The following is a 17,919-nucleotide window of genomic DNA, read 5'->3' on the forward strand; positions in this document are numbered from 1 at the left end:
ATTTCAGAATTCGGATTTCAGATTTATGAATTATTAAGTAAAAATGTGCGTTCAAAAAAGATTAAGTTTGGAAAACAGAATCCAGAATTCAAAATAGTTTGTTTAACAACTCCGAATTCCGAACTCTGAATTCCGAATTAATTCTGATTTGCTTTTTCTAGTTCGCGGGCGTTGATGATGAGCATCTGCAGGCGGTTTTCGATGTTCGCGAAGCTCGTATCCGGGTCGTAGTCGAGGCTCAAAACCTGGATGTGCGGGCAACGTTCCTTCACGGCCTTGGTAAGGCCACGACCAGAGATATGGTTGGCAAGGCATGCGAACGGCTGCAGAATGATGTAGCTGTTGATTCCGTGCTTCGAGTTGTACAGGATTTCGCCCGGAATCATCCAACCTTCACCCGTGTTGTAGGTGGGGTCGATGATGTCGGACACGTAGTCCTTGAGTTCCACGCAGTCTGCGTGATGTTCGTACAGCTTGAACTTGTGCATGGACTTGCGGGCGGTTTCTACAGCGTGCGTATAGACCTTGGAGGTCACGCCGCCTTCCAGACGGTCCATCATCGGGTTTGCAGAGAATCCGCGTTTGATCTTTTCTTCGCGTACCACTTCGTCGACGCGGAAGAAGTCTGTCATACCCGGCAGGTAGACTTCCATGCCGTTGTTCATCAGGTAGTTTTCCACAAAGCCGTTTGCACTCGGGTGGTAGTTCATCAAGATTTCGCCAAGCACGGCAACGCGCGGCTTGCGGATGCCCTTCTTGCGTTCTTCGGTGATTTCGATACCGTTGAATGCTTCGATGCACTGTTCAAAGACTTCGATGAGCTTGGAGGGACGCACGAGTTGCATGGTGGAGAGGTGGCCTGCAACGCCAATCACCTTCGGCATCCATTCGTCGTAAACCTTCTGGGTGTCGCCGGCGTTCACTTCGTACGGGCGAACGGCACGGTACATGGTTTCGATAGCGTCCATGGTCACAAGGCCCCACAGCATGTGGAGTCTAAAGTCCAGACCCAGCTGGAAGCCCGGATGCATGCCCTTGTAGTCCACACCGGTCGTAATGATGGTCACGTCCTTGAAGCCCGCTTCGTCCAAAGCCTTACGGGCGAGCACGGCGTACTGCACGGCGCGGCAGTTTTCGCAGTTCTTCGCCAAGCACATGGAAACCTGGTTCTGCGGAACTTCGGGGTGATCGACGAGCCAGTGGAGCGCTTCGCCGATGTTCACCTGGCAGGGGAAGCAGATGTCGTTATGCACGTACTTCTTGCCGAGTTCGATTGCCTTCTTGTCTGCCACGGGCAGGTATTCGGCGATGAATCCTTCGCGCTTCATGTATTCGCTCGCGAGCACGGAGAAGGCGGGGGAGAGGTTCGGCGTCAGAATGCGACGGCGCTTCTTGTCTTCGGGCAAGAACGGCGTATGGAACAGCGGTTCGTTGCTTTCGGGCTTGTCGGGCAGGTTCGCTGCACGGCGTGCCTTTACCGTTTCGATAAAGCTCTTGACGCGGATTCCCACGGGGCCGCGGGCATCGCCTTCGTCGAGCTTGAGCATGAGCATTTCCTTGTTGGAATCAAGGTGCAGCATGCGCATCATTTCGTCGGTCAAAATCGAGTCGTGTCCGCAACCGAAACTTACGATCTGAGCAAGTTCGATGTTCGGATCCTTCGCGGCAATCATGGTGGCACCAATCATGCGCAGGTGGAAGGTGTTCTTGATTTCGATACGGGTGTGGCTCGGCACATCTTGGTCGAAAACGCCGGGGAGCGATTCGGTGGTGAGCACCGAAATGCCCATGGCGGTAAAGTGGCTTGCGATGTTGTGGTTGATGAGCGTGTCCGCATGGTAGGGGCGGCCTGCAATCACCACGGCAAAGGAGTTCTTTGCGCGTACATCGTCGAGGATCTTCTGGCCTTCTTCCAAAAGCGTGGTGCGGTAGTTGTTGAGCGCCTTTTCGCCTTCGGTAACAGCCTTGTCCAAAAGCTTCTTGTCCAGCTTCCAGTTTTCGTGGAACCAGTCGATGGTCTGGCTGCGACGGAGCTTGGCGTTGAACCAGTGGAAAATCGGCTGGTCCATGGGAACGCCGTAGTTCTTTTCGGGCTCGTCGGTGTTCTTGCACACGTTCGGGTAGGCCTGCACCACGGGGCAGACGGACGTTGCCGTGAACTTGGTGTGGTCGCTGGGGACCGCCACCATCATGGGGAAGAAGATTCGGTCCACCTTCTTTTCAATGAGGCTGAGCACGTGTCCATGTACAAGCTTTGCCGGGAAGCAAACCGTGTCAGAGGGCACGCTGTGGAGGCCCGCTTCGAACATCTTGTAGTCGCTCTGGCGGCTCACCACGACGGTGTAGCCGAGGCTCGTAAAGAAGGCCTTCCAGAACGGGAGCGAAGCCCAGAATTCCAGCACGCGGGGAATACCGATGGTCTTGCCGTTGTTTTCGACGAGCTTTGCCGGAGCGTAGTCCTTGACCAACAGCTGGTTCGTGCGCTTAATCATGTCGGGCACGGACTGCATCTTCTTGTTGATTTCGGCGATGAGCGCCTTGGTCTTCGGATCGTTGGGGTCGGCGGTGACTTCGCCGCGTTCGCAGCGGTTACCCGTCACGAAGCTTTGGCCGTCGCTGAAGGTCACGATGGTGCGCGAGCAATGGTTGGTACAGTACTGGCAGAGCTGACCCGGCTGGTTGTGCCAGCTGAAGGTCTTCATGGCGTCAAGCCCGATAAAGCGGCTCTTGAGTTCCGGTTCGGTCTTGCGCTTTTCTTCCATGAATTTCTTGGTAAGGAGAGCGATACCGATAGCACCCATTTCACCCGGGCGTTCCGGACGGATAGGCTTAAGGCCTGTGTACTGTTCGAAGGCGCGGAGCACCGCGTTGTTCTTGAACGTACCGCCCTGCACCACGACCTTCTTGCCGAGTGTGTTGAGGTTACGGATACGAATCACCTTCGTAAACACGTTGTTGATGATGGAGCGGCAGATACCTGCGATAATGTCTTCGGGCTGCTTGCCGTCGCGCTGCTCGGTGATGATGGAGCTGTTCATGAACACGGTGCAGCGGGAACCCAACTGAGAGGGGCTCTTGGCGTTGAACGCGAGTTCTGCAATCTTTTCCATGGGGATGCCGAGGCTGCGGGCATACGTTTCGATGAACGAACCGCAACCGGAAGAGCATGCTTCGTTCAGAATGATACCCGTGACCACGCCGTCTTGCACGGAGATGGCCTTCATGTCCTGGCCACCGATGTCGAGGATAAAGCTTACGTCGGGGCAAATCTTCTGGGCGGCGTTTGCGTGTGCGACCGTTTCCACCGTGTGGAAGTCGGCATGCACGGCCTTCGCAAAGAGCTGTTCGCCGTAACCGGTGGTTCCGACACCCAAGATGTTGAGCTTGCAGCCGTATTCTTCGTAGCGGTCGCTGAGTTCGTTGAGGGCGTTCTTGAGCACCTGCAGCGGTTCGCCGTTGTTGCTCGCGTAGAAACCATCCACGATGTTTTCTTGTTCGTCCATGAGCACAAACTTCGTGGTGGTAGAACCCGCGTCAATACCCAGGTACACGTTGAGCGTGGAGCCCGATACGGGCTGCGGGTAGTGGTTGCCGGCCATCTTGTGTTCTTCGAGGAACATCTTGTATTCGGCTTCGTTCTTGAAGAACAAGTCGGCGGCGGCCTTGGCCTTGTTTTCGGCCTGGCGGGTTTCGTTAAAGTGGATGAGCGCGTCCAGGGAGCCTTCCTTGCGGTAGAAGCATTCCTGGTCGGCAAACATGGAACCCAAGGAAAGGGCTGCACCCATGGCTACGAGCACTTCGGAGTGTTCCGGCACAATGGCCTGTTCGTCGTTAATGCCCAGGCGTTCCTTGAAGGCGCGGACAAGCGTCGGGTTAAAGGTGAGCGGGCCACCTTCGAATATCACGGGCGGCTTGATTTCCATACCCTGGGCAAGGCCACCGATGGTCTGCTTGGCAATGGCATGGAAGCTGGAAAGGGCGATGTCTTCCTTGGCGATGCCGTTGTTGAGCATCGGCTGGATGTCGGTCTTGGCGAATACACCGCAACGGCCCGAAATTTCGTAGACCTTTTGGCCACGCTTGGCAAAGCCTTCGAAGGCTTCGGTCTTGATGCGCAAAAGTTCGGCCACCTGGTCGATAAATGCACCCGTACCGCCGGCGCACACGCCGTTCATACGCATGTCGGAGGCAATCAGCTTGCCGGTAGTCTTGTCTTTTTCGAAGAACACCACCTTTGCATCTTGTCCGCCGAGTTCAATGGCGACCCTGGATTCCGGATAAGTCGCACGCACCGCAAGGGCGTTTGCCACGACTTCTTGTACAAAGAAGGCGTGGGTGGCTTCGGCGAAGGGCTGACCGCCACTGCCGCAGAAGGCGACCCTGAAATTTTTATCGGGGAAAAGTCCGTGGGCCTCACGCAGCACCTCGAAAACCTTCTGTGCCTGCATGGCGTTGTGGCGCTGGTAGGTATAATGCAAAAGCTTGTTGGTCTCTGGATCGACGACCGCAATCTTCACGGTGGTGGAACCAACGTCCACGCCGACCCATAAATCGTTCTTCAAATTGCTCATAGTGGGCACAAAAATAGAAAATTGTAAACTTTTTAAACTGCTTTTTATCGGCTGAAATTGCCGAAAATCAAGAAAATGAAAAAAACGACTCGCAAAACGAGTCGAGTTAGCGAGGCCGAGGTCGCATCTTGCAAATCTCGATTTGGGAACCTCTAAATTACCTGCATCAGGCGTTTTTTGGCGGGGCCTTCGGGCAATTCCAGGAACAGTTCCTTTGCAAAAGCCTTGGTGAGCATGGCACGGGCCTTGTCGGAGGGAATTCCGCGGCTCGTCAAGTAGAACATCTGATCCTTGTCGAGTTCGCCCACGGTATTGCCATGCGTGCATTCCACGTCGTCGTGGTAAATCTTGAGCACCGGCTTCACCGAAACGCTCGGGCCGTCGCTCAAAAGAATCGTATTTACCAGCTGGCTCGAATTCACCTTGCTGCAACTGTTGCCCACGACCACATGGCCGTCGTAACTGGCGTAAGCGTTTTCGTCAAGAATGTTACGAACAAATTGCGTGCTCACCGTTTCTGGGGCGTTATGCAAAATCGTCAGGCGTTGGTGTTTTGAAGCCGTACCCTTCAGAATGTTCAGGCTGCGGTAATCGAAGTTGGCGCCTTCGCCGTTCAATTCGACGCATGCACTGATGCGGCCAATGCCTGCGTCTTGCAAGACGTTCGCGAAATGCACCGTAGAATGCGCGGCCTGCTTGATGTCGAAATGCCTAAAGGTCAGCGGCAAGTCGTTTGCGGGGTTTGCAAAAAAGATTTCGAGCTCGGCGCCTTCGGCAACATTGATGTCGAAGCGCTCGGCGCAAATTTCGTGCATCACCTTGTTGTCAAGGATTTCGATGCTTGCCTTCGCATTCTTGCCGATGTTCAAGACCGTGCGGCCGAAGTCGTTGTTGCACTTGAGCATCGCCATTTCGTTTTCGCCGTCATCAATCGTCTTCACGAGCTCACGGGCGTTGCATACAATCGGCAAAAGGGCGGCAAAGTCTTCTTCGTATGTGAAGTCTTCGTTGCTGGAGCATACGTCTGCGATGCGGCAATTCTCGTCCGCACTCAGAATGTTCGGAATCTTGTTGACCGGGAAAAACGTCCACAATTCGTTATTGCGACGCGGCATTCCCAATTGTTTAATGCGGGTAATGGCGTCCATTAGTTTTCCTCGATCCAGTCGTAGCCTTGTTCTTCGAGCTTAAGCGCGAGTTCCGGGCCGCCACTCAGGATGATTTTACCGTGGCGAAGCACGTGCACGTAAGTCGGCTTGATGTAGTCCAGAAGTCTCTGGTAGTGCGTCACCAGAATCACCGCCTTTTCGGGCGACATAATCTGGTTGATACCGTGAGCCACAATGCGGAGAGCGTCAATGTCGAGGCCCGAGTCCGTTTCGTCGAGGAACGATACCTTCGGGTCCAGAATCGCCATCTGCAAAATTTCGTTGCGCTTCTTTTCGCCGCCGCTAAAGCCGTCGTTCACGCCGCGGTCGCGGTAACGGTCGTCCATTTCGAGCATGGCCATCTTTTCTTCGCAAAGCTTCTTGAAGTCGGCGTCGGCGAGCGGTTCAAGCCCCTGGTAAGCGCGCTTGGAGTTGAGCGCCATCTGCAAGAATTCCACGTTGTTCACGCCCGGAATTTCGGTGGGGTACTGCGTGCTGATGAAGAGACCCGAATTGGCGCGGTCGCAGATTTCCATCGAGAGCAGGTCCTTGCCGTCGAGAGTCACGGAACCTTCGTTCACGGTATAGGCGGGGTGGCCTGCGATTACCTTTGAAAGCGTACTCTTGCCAGACCCGTTCGGGCCCATGATGGCGTGAACTTCACCCGGTTTGACTTCCAGGTTGATACCCTTCAAAATTTGGGTTCCGTCTTCGATACTTGCTTTCAGGTTCTTGATGGACAGCATATTACCTCCGGCGCTTTTTGCGCTAGAATCAATTTTTACGGCACAAATTTAGAAAAACTTGCGGCTCGTGTCTTATCAATTTTTCTTATAATCAGACGAACGGTTTATCCGAAGTCGTCAAAGTCTTCGTTGAAGTTGTCGTCATTGCCGTAGGAGTAGGCTTCCTCGTCGTCATCGGAGGGCGGGGGAGGCTCGAAACCTTCGGGCGGTTCGTCATTGTTCGTGGCAGGCTCGTTTGCAGACATTTGCTCTTCGGCGTATTCTGCAGGGACCTGCTGGGGTTGCGGGGCGACAAACGGTGCTGCGCTAGGCTGCGTATTTTGCGGTGCTGCAGCAGGTGCGGCGACCTGCGTGGGAATGGACGGGGCAACTTCGGTCTGAACGGGTTCGCCGCTTTGAATGGCGGCCTGGAATTGCATCAGGGGAGTCCTGCTGCGTACTACCTGGTCGGCAAAGGCGTCGATGTTGATTTTTTCGGCGTTGAACAGGTTGTTCAGTTTCTGCATTCCCTGCGTAAACTTGGACATCTGCATACGCACCGAGACGGCCTCGTTGGTGTTCAGCGGAATCTGGTGCTTTTGACGGTCGCAGAGCTTGGTCGAAAGAACGGTGAGCGTCTGGTAGAATTCAACAATTTCCTGGGGCGGTTTCCACTTTTCTTCGGGAAGCCCTTCCAGGAACAGCTTGAGCGTGGGCGACACGTTGTCGTAAAGCAGCTGGGGCGACATGGCTCCCGTTTCGGCGTACAGGGCGATTGCGGAATTCACGAATTCTTCGACTACCGGAGATTCGAACATCTGGATTCCGCTTGCGGCCCAGTCCATATCGAAGTATTCCAGGGCGCGGTCCATCAGCGTCGGGTTGCGGAGCACCAGGTTTGCAAAGCGGATTTCCATCGGGGGAATTGAGGCCCAGTTTAGGGTTGCCGCTTGTTCCAGCTGCGGGATGACCTCTGCGTTTTCGCCGTTTGCGTTAGGAGTGCCGTTTCCGTGGGCGGGGCGACGTTCATCAAAACTTTTTTGTGGCTTTAGGGCCTTTACCTGCGAGAGTGAACGGTCCGTGTTGAATCGTTCCGAAATCAGTTTCACGTACTGGTTGCGCAGTTCGTGGTCGGGGATGCTCTTGACAAGCGACTTCGCGAAGGTGACGAGCTTTGCGCGTTCTTCGGGACTTTCCATGTCGCGAATTCGCATCAGGTAAGAAAGCCAGTCCTCGGATCCCTTGAGGGCTTCTCTGAATGCATCTGCTCCAAACTCGTTTACAAAGTTGTCGGGATCGATCTTGGTCCCGTCTGGGCGCGAAAGTGCAAAAATGCGTGGAGCGATTCCCTTGGGGAGTACGATAGCTAGGCTGTTGAAAGTCGCTTTTCTACCTGCCTCGTCACCGTCGAATACAAGGTATGCCTTTTCGGCGTAGCGGGCGAGAATGCCTGCGTGCAGGTCGGTAAGGGCGGTTCCCGAGGCGGCCACCACGTTGGTGACGCCCCCCTGAAAAAGGCTGATCATGTCAAAGTAGCCTTCGACAATAATCACTTCGCGTTCTTTGGCGATGCTTTGTTTGCTATGGTACAGCCCAAAAAGGATGTCTCTCTTGAGATAGAGCTCTGTTTCGGGGCTGTTCATATACTTGGCGTGGCTTTTCCCAGAGAGGTCGCGGCCGCCGAATGCAACGATGATGCCCGACATATTCTGGATGGCGATCATCAGGCGGTCACGGAACTTGTCCGAGATGCCACCATTTTCCTTTTGGACCGCAAGCCCCGCTTTCACGCAGTCTAGCGGAGAAAAACCGTTCTTCACGGCGTAACTGATAAAGCCTTCTCGTCCGTCGGGAGCGTATCCGATATGGAATCGCTTGCGAGTCTCGTCGGTAATGTGTCGGCTTGAAAGGTATTCGAGAGCCTTGGGAGAACGTGAAAGTTCCTGTTCGAACCATTCGCAGGCGAGTTCATTTAGCCTGCGGACCATGGCGCGTTCTTCGGTCTTTTCGTTGTTTTCGGGGGCGCCTAGCTGGGGGAGGGCAAAGCCGGTAAAATTGGCGACCCATTCAACAGCTCCCTTGAAGTCCATCTTTTCGTGTTCCTGTACAAACTTGAACACGTCGCCACCCGCGCCGCAGGCAAAGCACTTGTAAATGCCGAGGCTCGGGTTTACGTTCATCGATGGGCTGCGGTCGTCGTGGAAGGGGCAGACGCCAAGGAAGCGTCCGTTACCCGAACGTTTCAGCGGTACAAAGTTCTCGATGACCGATGCGATGTCTGCATGGGCCTTGAGCTGCTGAATGATTTCGTTTGAGTAGAACGCCACGGGGATAAATGTAAAAAAAATTGATTTTTTTTCATAAAAATAAATTGAAAAGGCTGCCCGATGAATAAAGTTGTTGAAATAATACAGAAAAGGCTACTTGCTGCTGTTGTTGCTTGAGTGTGCATGTGTGGCTGTTCTGACGGGACAGAGTGGAATAAGGGTTTCGGCGGGGTGGAAGTGGTTGGTTTTATTGATGCCTGCGACCAGATATGAACATCGTTATGCGATGATGGAAGAAGCATAGGAATTGAAGACTGTTATTACTCAGAAGATTGCATCTTTCAATCTGGCTTGACTTTGTTCTAAATATTGGATATATTTATGTGTGATAAAAATCACACCGGTGCTATTATGAAAGAAAGTTGTAAAGAGATTTCATCCATGATTGGAAAGTTTTGGCCGCTTACGGCCTTGATTCTCGCACTCGCATGCGTTTGCTTGTGTGGGTGCGAATATCTTGGGGAAGAGCCGAAACTCGTTGAATCGGGGTCGGCAAAGGATGAAAGTTTTGTCATGGTTAGTGATACGACCGCGCTTTTGGCGGTGCATTACTATGAACGTTACGAATGGAGCAGTGGAGCTGACAGGGAAGATTGTACCAAGATGGGAATGCGATTGGTAGATACGCGAGAGACGGAATATAATTATTGGGAAGGACTTATTGATTCGTGCTCCGGTTTGAAGATTGAGCCGCTGAGTGATTCCACAGTATTGTATTTGGGTAGAAATGGAAATGAGTGGCTTGAATATTATGTTTGGAAAATAAAAGAGAATCCTGTTCTGAAAAAGGCTAAATGGGTGAACGGACGATTGCCTATATCCCTTCACGCTGCGTTTATGCGCACTTGGGAAAATGGTAAGTTCCTATTTAAGTATTATGACAAATTTGCCCTGCTAGACACAGCTGCGAAAACTATCACGCAGATTACGAAAGAAGAGGCCGGTTGGCCCGATAGTGTGCAGGATGCACAATATTTTAAGGACGATTTGATGACTCTCAACTTTATCTCGGAGAATTACTGTGAATTTGGCATCATGAGAAACCAGACGGATACGGTCGCTGTGCATAGGGAAGATTCTTGCGAAGAGGAGTTTTATTCGACAAGATTTAATGGAAAATACATAAATGCAGGATATTCGAATTTTGAGGAAAAATACAATGCTTACCGCACGAACGATTTGATTTTTTCCACCGATAGTAATTGGCAGATTTCGGAAAAACCGGTAGCCAGATATCGCGATCAACGTTATTTTGCCCCTTTAAATCAAGAGTAAAACAAATATGAAAAAGAAAATAATCACCCTGTTCGCCCTGGTTCTGGCAAACAGCCTGTATGCCTCTTGGCCCATGGAAAGCGTGGACAGGTACAATATAGTGCTTGTCCACGGTGCCGCAGACAGATGGCAAGGACCTTTTCCCTTTTCTGAACGACGAATTTTTTGAACCCCCGAATGCTGCTTATCTCCAGCGACCCTTCGTGAATCCGGCGGTTTCCCCGGCGAACAATGCCGATGAAATCGGCAAGTCAGACTAATGTCTTCTATCCCAAATATGAGCGTTACTGGCAGTTTTGTGCCGGCTAAGTAGCACTTTGGAGTTGAAAGGCCGTTTTACGTTTAATTTTTTAAACAAAAGGACTGCGACAGGTCGTTCAACCATTCCTTATGCCAAATCCTGTTCACATTCCTTCCACAACACGAAAGTCATACTTTTCCTTAGCTATATTGCACATCCGTATATCATATAGGAGCGCTTGATGGCAAACATTGTAGATGGTGCAGTTCTTGATCGTGAATTAAACCCGGAGCAGGCGGCGGCTGCCAAGAAAATTGACGGGCCGATGCTGATTTTGGCGGGTGCAGGTTCGGGAAAGACGCGTTGCATTACCTATAAGATTGCCCACCTCGTTTCGCAACACGGGGTTGAGGCGGACCGTATTTTGGCGGTGACGTTTACGAACAAGGCCGCGCGTGAAATGAAGTCGCGTATCCAGAAGTTACTTGATTGTAATATGAACTTCAGTTGGATGGGGACTTTCCACTCCGTGTGCCTGCGCCTGTTGAAGCTTTGCCTTTCGAAGGAATCGGTGGTGGCCGCCATGGGCGGTCAGTGGTACGATGGCAATTTTTCGATTTACGACGATGACGACCAGAAACGGATCCTCAAGGAAATCTTGAAGGAAGACTTGGGCGACAACTTTGAAGCCTCCGAGGTCAAAAAGTTGCATGCGGCAATTTCGAAGTACAAGAATTCTGTTTTAAAGAAGGGAAGCCTTGCGCAATTACAGACGCCGGATGTTGTCATGCAGTTGGCAACATACCCTGATGAATTGAAAAATGCGGAGTATTATTCTCAATACCAGAAACGCCTCAAGGAATCGAACGCGATGGACTTCGATGACTTGCTGTTCAATACCGTCTATATGTTGCAAAAGATTCCTAAACTTGCGGAACAACTTGCGTATCGTTTTCGTTATGTGGTAGTGGACGAATACCAGGACACCAACGATGTTCAGTACGAACTGCTGAAGTTGCTGATAAACGAAAAAAAGAACGTGACGGTGGTGGGCGACGACGACCAGAGTATTTATGGCTGGCGCGGAGCAAATATTGATATTATCCGCAATTTCCACCGCGACTTTGCCCCGGTGACGATTGTAAAGCTTGAACGCAACTACCGCTCCACGGCAAACATCGTGAAAGGTGCCGGTTCTGTGATTGCGCACAACATCCGTCCGCAAGAAATGCAGAAGAATGTGTTCTCCAAGGAAGATGCGGGCGAACTCATTCATGTGCGTCAATTTATAGCAAATGATGATCCTGGTCAGAGATTTGTTCTTCCTTTGGAAAGTGCTGAAGCAAATGCTATTGCTGATACGATTGCGAAGGCAGGACCTGACTTTTATGCGAAGACGGCCGTGTTCTACCGCACGAATGCGCAGTCCCGCGCCCTGGAAAAGGCGCTGAATGACCGCCGCATTCCGTCGGTCATTTTCGGCGGCATGCGGTTCTGGGACCGCAAGGAAATCAAGGATGTTCTTGCATACTTGCGCCTACTTGCGAATGAACGTGATGATGCTGCTCATTTGCGCGTAATCAACACGCCTCCGCGAGCCATTGGCAAGACGACTGTAGAAAACATTTTGGAACGTGAACGCAACGGCGAAGGATCCTTCTGGGAAAACTTGCTCGCCGAAGCGAACAGTGTCGGCCGTACAGCCCCCAAGCTCAAGGGCTTCACCGATATGGTGCTTAGCTGGAAGGCGCTTGTTGCCGCAGGCGAGACCCCGCTCCCGATTTTGGCGGAACGCATCATCAACGATGTGGGCTACAAGGAATTCTTGCGTAAGGAAGATGAAGTTACTGCCGACGAACGTATCGGTAACTTGGACGAAATGGTGAATGCCATCCGTGAATTTGATGAAGAACACCCGGGGGCGACTCTCGATGCGTTCTTACAGGACATTTCTCTGTTGACCGATGCCGACAAGAAGGTGGATAATTCCAAGGGCCAGGTGACGCTTATGACGATTCATATGGCAAAGGGGCTTGAATTTAATACGGTTCATATAGCTGGTTGTGATCAAGGCATTTTCCCTTTGGTACGATCATCTTCTATGATGACGACTTCTGAAATGAATGAGCAGATCGAAGAAGAACGTCGCTTGTTTTATGTAGGCTGCACTCGCGCAGAAAAGAAGCTCTATTTATATCATATCGATGGTCGTTTTTTCCAGGGCTCTAGTCAGCGCTTTGCAAAATCAAAATTTTTGTCTGAAATGGATCCTTCTGTTGTGGATGAAAACGTTCGTCATCTTGGAGGATCTAGCTTCGGTGGCGACGACTTCAATCAGGATTTCTCGGGTCAACAGTTCTCGCGTCCGCCGCGCCCGAACATTCCGCCCAGTTTCCCGCATAGACCGTCGGGTAGCTTTGGCGGCAGTTCTTCGCGCCCGAACAACTTCGGCTCGCACGGCTTTAGCCGGCCTTCTATCCCGAATTCCGTGAAGAAGAACGACAAGCGCATCGTCTACCGTAATCCGATCAAGGTGGCGGCTCCGCCTAAGCCCGCGGAACCGTCCGGCCCGCGTGTAGTCTTCGACGAATTTAGCGAGAATCCGTTCCATCCGGGAGTCCGTGTACGCCACTCCAAGTATGGCGTCGGGACGATTGTCAAGTGCTACGGCTCGGGCGACAATGCCCGCGTGGATGTCCGATTCGGTAACGATCCGACGATTCGCACCATTATTTTGAAGTATGCGGCGCTGCAAATAGTCGGCTAACTTGGAATGCGGAATTCAAAATTCGGATTTTTAAGCTGAAAATTATAATTCCGAACTTCGAAATCTGAAATCCGAATTGATTATGCAACTCAGAGTTGCTTTTTGGGCTAGATTATTTGCTATTTTGTGGTCGTAAGAAAAGAGGTTTTATGCTCGAACGTGAAGAAGTTTTGAAACTCGCGAAGCTTTCTAGGCTCGAAGTCGCCGAAGAAGATATTGAATCCGTGAAGGGTCACCTGGACAAGATGCTGAACCATCTGGAAGCCCTTAAGGCCCTGAACCTTTCTGACGTGGAACCGATGACCGCCGTCGAAAACGGCGCGACCATTCTCCGCGAAGATGTTCCGGTGCAGGGTTTCTCGCTCGAAAAGGCTTTCATGAATGCCCCGGCGGTCGAAAACGACCACTTCGCCATTCCGAAGGTGATTGGCGGTTAGTCCCGAATCTGCTTTGGGGTGCGGAATTTTATGGCTGTGCATTGCATAGTTCCTGCCCGTATGGGGTCGTCCCGTTTTCCCGGAAAGCCCCTGGTTAAAATTCTCGGCAAAGAAATGATCGTGCGCACGATGGAACGTGCGGTGCGGGCGGAATGTTTCGACCGTATTGTCTGTGCGACCGATTCCGAAGAAATTGCCGGGGTAGTCTCTCGGGCGGGATTTGAGTTTGTGTTGACGGGGCCTGCCGCAACGGGGTCCGACCGCGTGTCCGCTGCGGCGCAGGCGCTTGGCCTGGACTTGGTGGTGAACTTGCAGGGGGACGAACCCCTGGTGGAACCGTCCGTTCTCCGAGATGTGGCGTCTGCACTCGAAAGTCATCCCGACGAATGGGTGACGGTCGCGTGCCCGCTGAATCCGGCCGAGGCTGAACTGAAGACGGTCGTCAAAGTTTTGGTGAAAGGCGATTATGCGCTGGATTTTACCCGGTCGGTAGCGGTTGAGGACGCTTCCCGCTGGTTCCAGCATCAGGGCATTTATGCTTATTCCAGGCGGTGCCGCGATGAGTTCTCGTCTTTGCCGCAAAGTGAAGTGGAAAAGGAACGTTCCCTGGAGCAGATGCGCGTTTTGGGCAAACGCCCGATTCGTATTGTCCAGAGCCCGTTTCCGTCTGTTTCGGTGGATGTTCCTTCTGACGTGGCGGCCGTAGAGGCTGCCCTGACGAGGGTGATTTAACAACAACTGGTGGTCGAGGGTAACCATGGAGGTTATCCTATGAATGGTCCCGAGAAAAACGTGGTCCGGCTGGCACTCTGTCTGCTGGTCCTTGGAATAGTGATGCGTTATTTGCCCTGGGGGCTTCCCTCCATCGACACCTTTGAGGTGGGCGATGCCCTGATTGTGTCCGCCGATTCGCTGGCCTTGAATGCGGGAGGAAATCTCTCGTCTGACTCTATTGTGTCAAAAATTGACTCCATTGGGTATTCCTCCGGACAAAAAACTCAAGAAAAACATCCTAGAATGCGAAAAACGGCTCCAAAAGTGGCTTTGCCTATTCACATTAATACAGCCTCTGTCGACGAACTTTGTGCCCTGAAAGGGGTGGGCCCGAAGCTTGCGGAGAAGATTATTGCGGCCCGGGAGGCCCACGGACCCTTCAAATCGGGTGCAGATTTGCAAAAAGTGCCTGGAATTGGTAAGAAAAAATTGGAAAACATGATTTCCGGTGTAAATTTTGATTAGTTTTAGGGTGTACATTTTTACATAAGTCGTTGATAATATGAGTGATACGAAGATTTACATGGGTGTCGAAGTGGGGGACGCAAACCTCAAAGTGGCTCTTGTGGACGGGACCGAACGTCGCGTTCTCAAGACGGCCGTCTTGGATACGGAGACCAGTCCGCTCGATGACGTTTACGCTTTTGAATCGGCCGTTCAGAACTGGTTGGAATACTGCCAGATTGAATCGGTCGATGCCGTGTCGGTTTCGATCCCTGCCTTTAGGTCCATTGTCCGTCAAGTTTTTGTCCCTCCCGAGGCGGCAAAGAACATGGACGACTACATCAAGTGGTATGTCTCGCTGATTACCAATGCCGAGGCGAGCGCCTATATCATCGACTATCAGATTTTGAGTGGCGAGGAATCGCTTGGCTTTACGGTCATGCTGATTGCCGTGCGTGAAAAGTGGGTTGATAACCTGCGCAAGGGCTTCCGTAGCAAGATGCTCGCTCCGAAGGCGATGGATGTCGACGTGCTTTCGATCATGAATCTTGTTGATTTTGCGGAAAACGTGACTGAACTGACCTGCGTGGTGAAGGCTGACTACGCCGGCGTGACGCTGCTCTGGCTCACCAAGGATAACCTCCAGGCGCTCCGCTGCGTCTCGACGCTTTCGCTGGTGAACAAGACTCAGGAAGAGGCTTACCAGTTCCTGGTGTCGGGCATTGCCGAACAGATTCGCGTTGCCCAGGAAGAAAATGCCGCCATCGTGACAAAGCAGATCAGGCTTTGCGGCGATATGGCAAATGACATGATGTTCGTGGAGGAGCTTCGACAGAAGCTTTCGGACTGTCAGGTGATCCCGATGGATTCCTTCTCGAACCTTAGACTGCCTACCGAGGCGGAAGATTCTGCCGCTGTGCTTTCTTGCGCCGGTGCGATTGGCGCTGCCCTGAATGTGATGGAGGGTGTATGATTCATTTGAATTTGATTGATGCCGCTGAACGTCTGGTCGAAGCGGAAAACGTCGCTCCGGTCCATGTGACGAGCGTTGCTGACTTGCAGAAGAAGTCTCGCAAGAAGGCCCTGACGGTGGCTCTGGCCGCCCTGTTCGTGGTTGTGGCTTTCAGCTGCTTCTTGAGTGTTGCTGGCGTTCCTGCTCCGTTGCAGGGACTTCTGCCGGCCCAGTATCTGTCTTTGATCGGTGCGGACGATCCTAGCCGCTCTGCTTTGATGATGGGCGAAGGACAGCGGACTTCCGCTGGTGGTTCGCTCGAAGCTCAGGCCGCTGCTGCCGAAGCGATCAAGCGCGACCGCGATGCCATTACGGTGAAGCAGGTCGTGGGTGAAATCAATCCGCAGGTCCTGTTCAACAACAAGCGTACGGATTACAACTCCTTCTTGCCGCTTGAAAAGCTTTCTTTCCAGAAGGCCGCGGTCGGACAGTTCGTTGCGTTCCTCAATACGACGACTCCCGATGATGTGGGTTTCTCGGATTGCATCTTCCAGGCTCCGAACTATTTCTACCTGCGTGGCGTAGCTGCGAAGTCTGAATCCCAGAAGTCTTTCTTGGAACGAATTCGTGCGGTGAGCTCCGACTTCAGGACTCTGCCTCTGCCTGAAAACGCTCCGGCGACGGACATTACTGCTTTTGGTAAGTACAACGTGAATAACGTGAATATGGCGTCGGTATCGAGTTTTGTTTCTTCTGCGGAAGTGGCTGGCGAAGTCAAGGCTCTCAAGACGCTGGCATCCACAAGCAAGGTTCAGTTGGCCGGGCTGGATAAGCCTGTCATCGAAGATTTCGGCGTCTACAAATGTTATACATACAAGGTAACGTCCTCGTCGGACTTCAGCGACCTGCAGGCGTTCTTGGTGGCCTTCTCGGCTTCTCCGGTGCGTATGGGTATCCAGAACATCGAACTGAAGCAGGCTAAGCGAGACATGTTCTCGACGACACGATTCGAAATGTTTGTTGTCAAGTAGCGGAATATGCCTATTCGCATTACCGGTGGACTCATGCGGGGAAGGAACGTTCCTTCTCCGGATACTTCCAAGACTAGACCGACGGCTTCCCGTACGAGGGAAGCTCTCTTTAATATCTTGCAGGGAGTCGAAAATTTCCGTGTGCTTGACCTTTTTGCGGGGACGGGCATTATGGGGATTGAAGCTCTCAGCCGCGGAGCCGCAAGTGTTGTGGCTGTAGAAATGGCTCATGCCCAGGCGCGGTTGGTGTTGCAGGCGTACAAGGCGCTTTCCTTGGAATCTAGACTTACTTTGTTAGAAAAGAACGCTCTTGCGCTCGACAAGGATTCACTTTGTGCAAACGAGGGGTTCGATTTGATTTATGCCGACCCTCCGTTCAAGGATATGGATTATCCTGACCTGCGACCCTATTGGGAATGGCTGAATCCGGGTGGTGTAGCCGTGTTCGAAGCGCCGAGCCATAATTTGCCTGCATGGGTGAAGGAAGCGGACGAGGCGGGAACGGTGCAGGTCCGCCGCTACGGCGAATCGTCACTTGTGATTTACAGGAAGTAGACTGTAGACGGAAGGAAGTAGATTTTTTTTGAATAAAAACTTCCTTCTTCCAATTTCTAACATTCTACTTTTCTAAATTGTAGTCATGAAGAAAATCGCCGTATTTGCAGGGTCGTTCGATCCGTTTACCTTAGGGCACCTCGATATCGTGAAGCGCGCCGCAGCGTTGTTTGACGAACTTTATGTGCTTTTGGCGGTGAATGCCTCCAAGAAATACTACTTCGACGAGGCTACCCGCGCCGAGATGGTGCGGAAAGCGGTTGCCGGGCTTTCGAATGTGAAGGTGGAATTTTTTGACGGCCTTACGGTGGAATTTATGAAACGCGTCGGGGCGAATTTCCTGGTGCGCGGAATCCGCGGGGCCGCCGATGTGGAATACGAACAATCGGTTGCCTGGAACAATAAGAACCTTTACCCTGAATGCGAAACGGTTTTCTTGTCTAGCGCTCCGGAACACTTGATGGTATCTAGCACCGTAGTGCGTGAACTCTTGAAAGTTGGCATCGCGGGCAGCGAAGAAGGCCGCACGAAACTTGCGAAATATGTCCCTGAAGATGTACTTCCTTTATTAATAACATCAACTATTGATTCCTCAACTCAGTCATTCTCGACCGAAGGGAGGGAATCCAGCGCTGGATCCCGTCTCCCCTCCGCTACGCTTCGAGGATGACA

Annotated in this window: 14 protein-coding genes; 10 read left to right on the top strand and 4 right to left on the bottom strand. The window is 52.2% G+C overall.

The window, feature by feature from the left end:
- Positions 1 to 137: 137 nt before the first annotated feature.
- The 4 genes from BUA93_RS05605 to dnaG form a co-directional block, all read right to left on the bottom strand.
- Entirely contained in the window at positions 138 to 4,571 is a 4,434-nt protein-coding gene (locus tag BUA93_RS05605; protein WP_072978195.1) for an acyl-CoA dehydratase activase, read from the bottom strand.
- A 152-nt stretch (positions 4,572 to 4,723) separates the two neighbouring features.
- A complete protein-coding gene (locus BUA93_RS05610; protein ID WP_072978196.1) occupies positions 4,724 to 5,719 on the bottom strand; it encodes a SufD family Fe-S cluster assembly protein in 996 nt (331 codons plus the stop codon).
- On the bottom strand, positions 5,719 to 6,465 hold the full coding sequence (sufC, locus tag BUA93_RS05615; protein ID WP_072978197.1) for a Fe-S cluster assembly ATPase SufC: 747 nt from the start codon (positions 6,463 to 6,465) through the stop codon (positions 5,719 to 5,721). The genes BUA93_RS05610 and sufC overlap by 1 nt, the downstream gene beginning before the upstream one ends.
- A 104-nt stretch (positions 6,466 to 6,569) precedes the next feature.
- Complete coding sequence (dnaG, locus tag BUA93_RS05620; RefSeq protein ID WP_072978198.1) at positions 6,570 to 8,771, bottom strand: DNA primase; 2,202 nt, start codon at positions 8,769 to 8,771, stop codon at positions 6,570 to 6,572.
- 321 nt (positions 8,772 to 9,092) lie between these two features.
- On the opposite strand from dnaG, the gene BUA93_RS05625 reads away from it, so the two are divergent.
- The 10 genes from BUA93_RS05625 (at position 9,093) to coaD (ending at position 17,917) form a co-directional block, all read left to right on the top strand.
- Entirely contained in the window at positions 9,093 to 10,046 is a 954-nt protein-coding gene (locus tag BUA93_RS05625) for a hypothetical protein (RefSeq protein ID WP_139257811.1), read from the top strand.
- Between the two features lie 113 nt (positions 10,047 to 10,159).
- Positions 10,160 to 10,306 (top strand): hypothetical protein, encoded by a 147-nt coding sequence (locus BUA93_RS16185; RefSeq protein ID WP_175547376.1) that lies wholly within the window; start codon positions 10,160 to 10,162, stop codon positions 10,304 to 10,306.
- A 222-nt stretch (positions 10,307 to 10,528) separates the two neighbouring features.
- A complete protein-coding gene (locus tag BUA93_RS05630; protein WP_139257813.1) occupies positions 10,529 to 13,054 on the top strand; it encodes an ATP-dependent helicase in 2,526 nt (841 codons plus the stop codon).
- Between the two features lie 149 nt (positions 13,055 to 13,203).
- On the top strand, positions 13,204 to 13,491 hold the full coding sequence (gene gatC, locus BUA93_RS05635) for an Asp-tRNA(Asn)/Glu-tRNA(Gln) amidotransferase subunit GatC (RefSeq protein WP_072797429.1): 288 nt from the start codon (positions 13,204 to 13,206) through the stop codon (positions 13,489 to 13,491).
- A gap of 30 nt (positions 13,492 to 13,521) precedes the next feature.
- Positions 13,522 to 14,223, top strand: a complete 702-nt coding sequence (locus BUA93_RS05640; RefSeq protein ID WP_072978200.1) for a 3-deoxy-manno-octulosonate cytidylyltransferase — start codon at positions 13,522 to 13,524, stop codon at positions 14,221 to 14,223.
- A gap of 39 nt (positions 14,224 to 14,262) precedes the next feature.
- Entirely contained in the window at positions 14,263 to 14,730 is a 468-nt protein-coding gene (locus tag BUA93_RS05645) for a ComEA family DNA-binding protein (RefSeq protein WP_072978590.1), read from the top strand.
- Positions 14,731 to 14,767: 37 nt separating this feature from the next.
- The gene (pilM, locus tag BUA93_RS05650) at positions 14,768 to 15,682 is read left to right on the top strand and encodes a type IV pilus biogenesis protein PilM (protein ID WP_072978201.1); all 915 of its coding nucleotides are present in this window, start codon (positions 14,768 to 14,770) and stop codon (positions 15,680 to 15,682) included.
- Positions 15,679 to 16,692 carry a hypothetical protein gene (locus tag BUA93_RS05655; RefSeq protein WP_072978202.1) on the top strand — a complete coding sequence of 338 codons (1,014 nt, stop codon included), beginning with the start codon at positions 15,679 to 15,681 and terminating at the stop codon, positions 16,690 to 16,692. Before pilM ends, BUA93_RS05655 begins: the two co-directional genes overlap by 4 nt.
- A 6-nt stretch (positions 16,693 to 16,698) precedes the next feature.
- Positions 16,699 to 17,247 carry a 16S rRNA (guanine(966)-N(2))-methyltransferase RsmD gene (gene rsmD, locus BUA93_RS05660; protein WP_072978203.1) on the top strand — a complete coding sequence of 183 codons (549 nt, stop codon included), beginning with the start codon at positions 16,699 to 16,701 and terminating at the stop codon, positions 17,245 to 17,247.
- Positions 17,248 to 17,332: 85 nt separating this feature from the next.
- The gene (coaD, locus tag BUA93_RS05665; RefSeq protein ID WP_072978204.1) at positions 17,333 to 17,917 is read left to right on the top strand and encodes a pantetheine-phosphate adenylyltransferase; all 585 of its coding nucleotides are present in this window, start codon (positions 17,333 to 17,335) and stop codon (positions 17,915 to 17,917) included.
- Positions 17,918 to 17,919: the final 2 nt, after the last annotated feature.

Origin of the sequence: Fibrobacter sp. UWH4 (assembly GCF_900142475.1) — a bacterium.
Taxonomy (GTDB): Bacteria; Fibrobacterota; Fibrobacteria; order Fibrobacterales; family Fibrobacteraceae; genus Fibrobacter.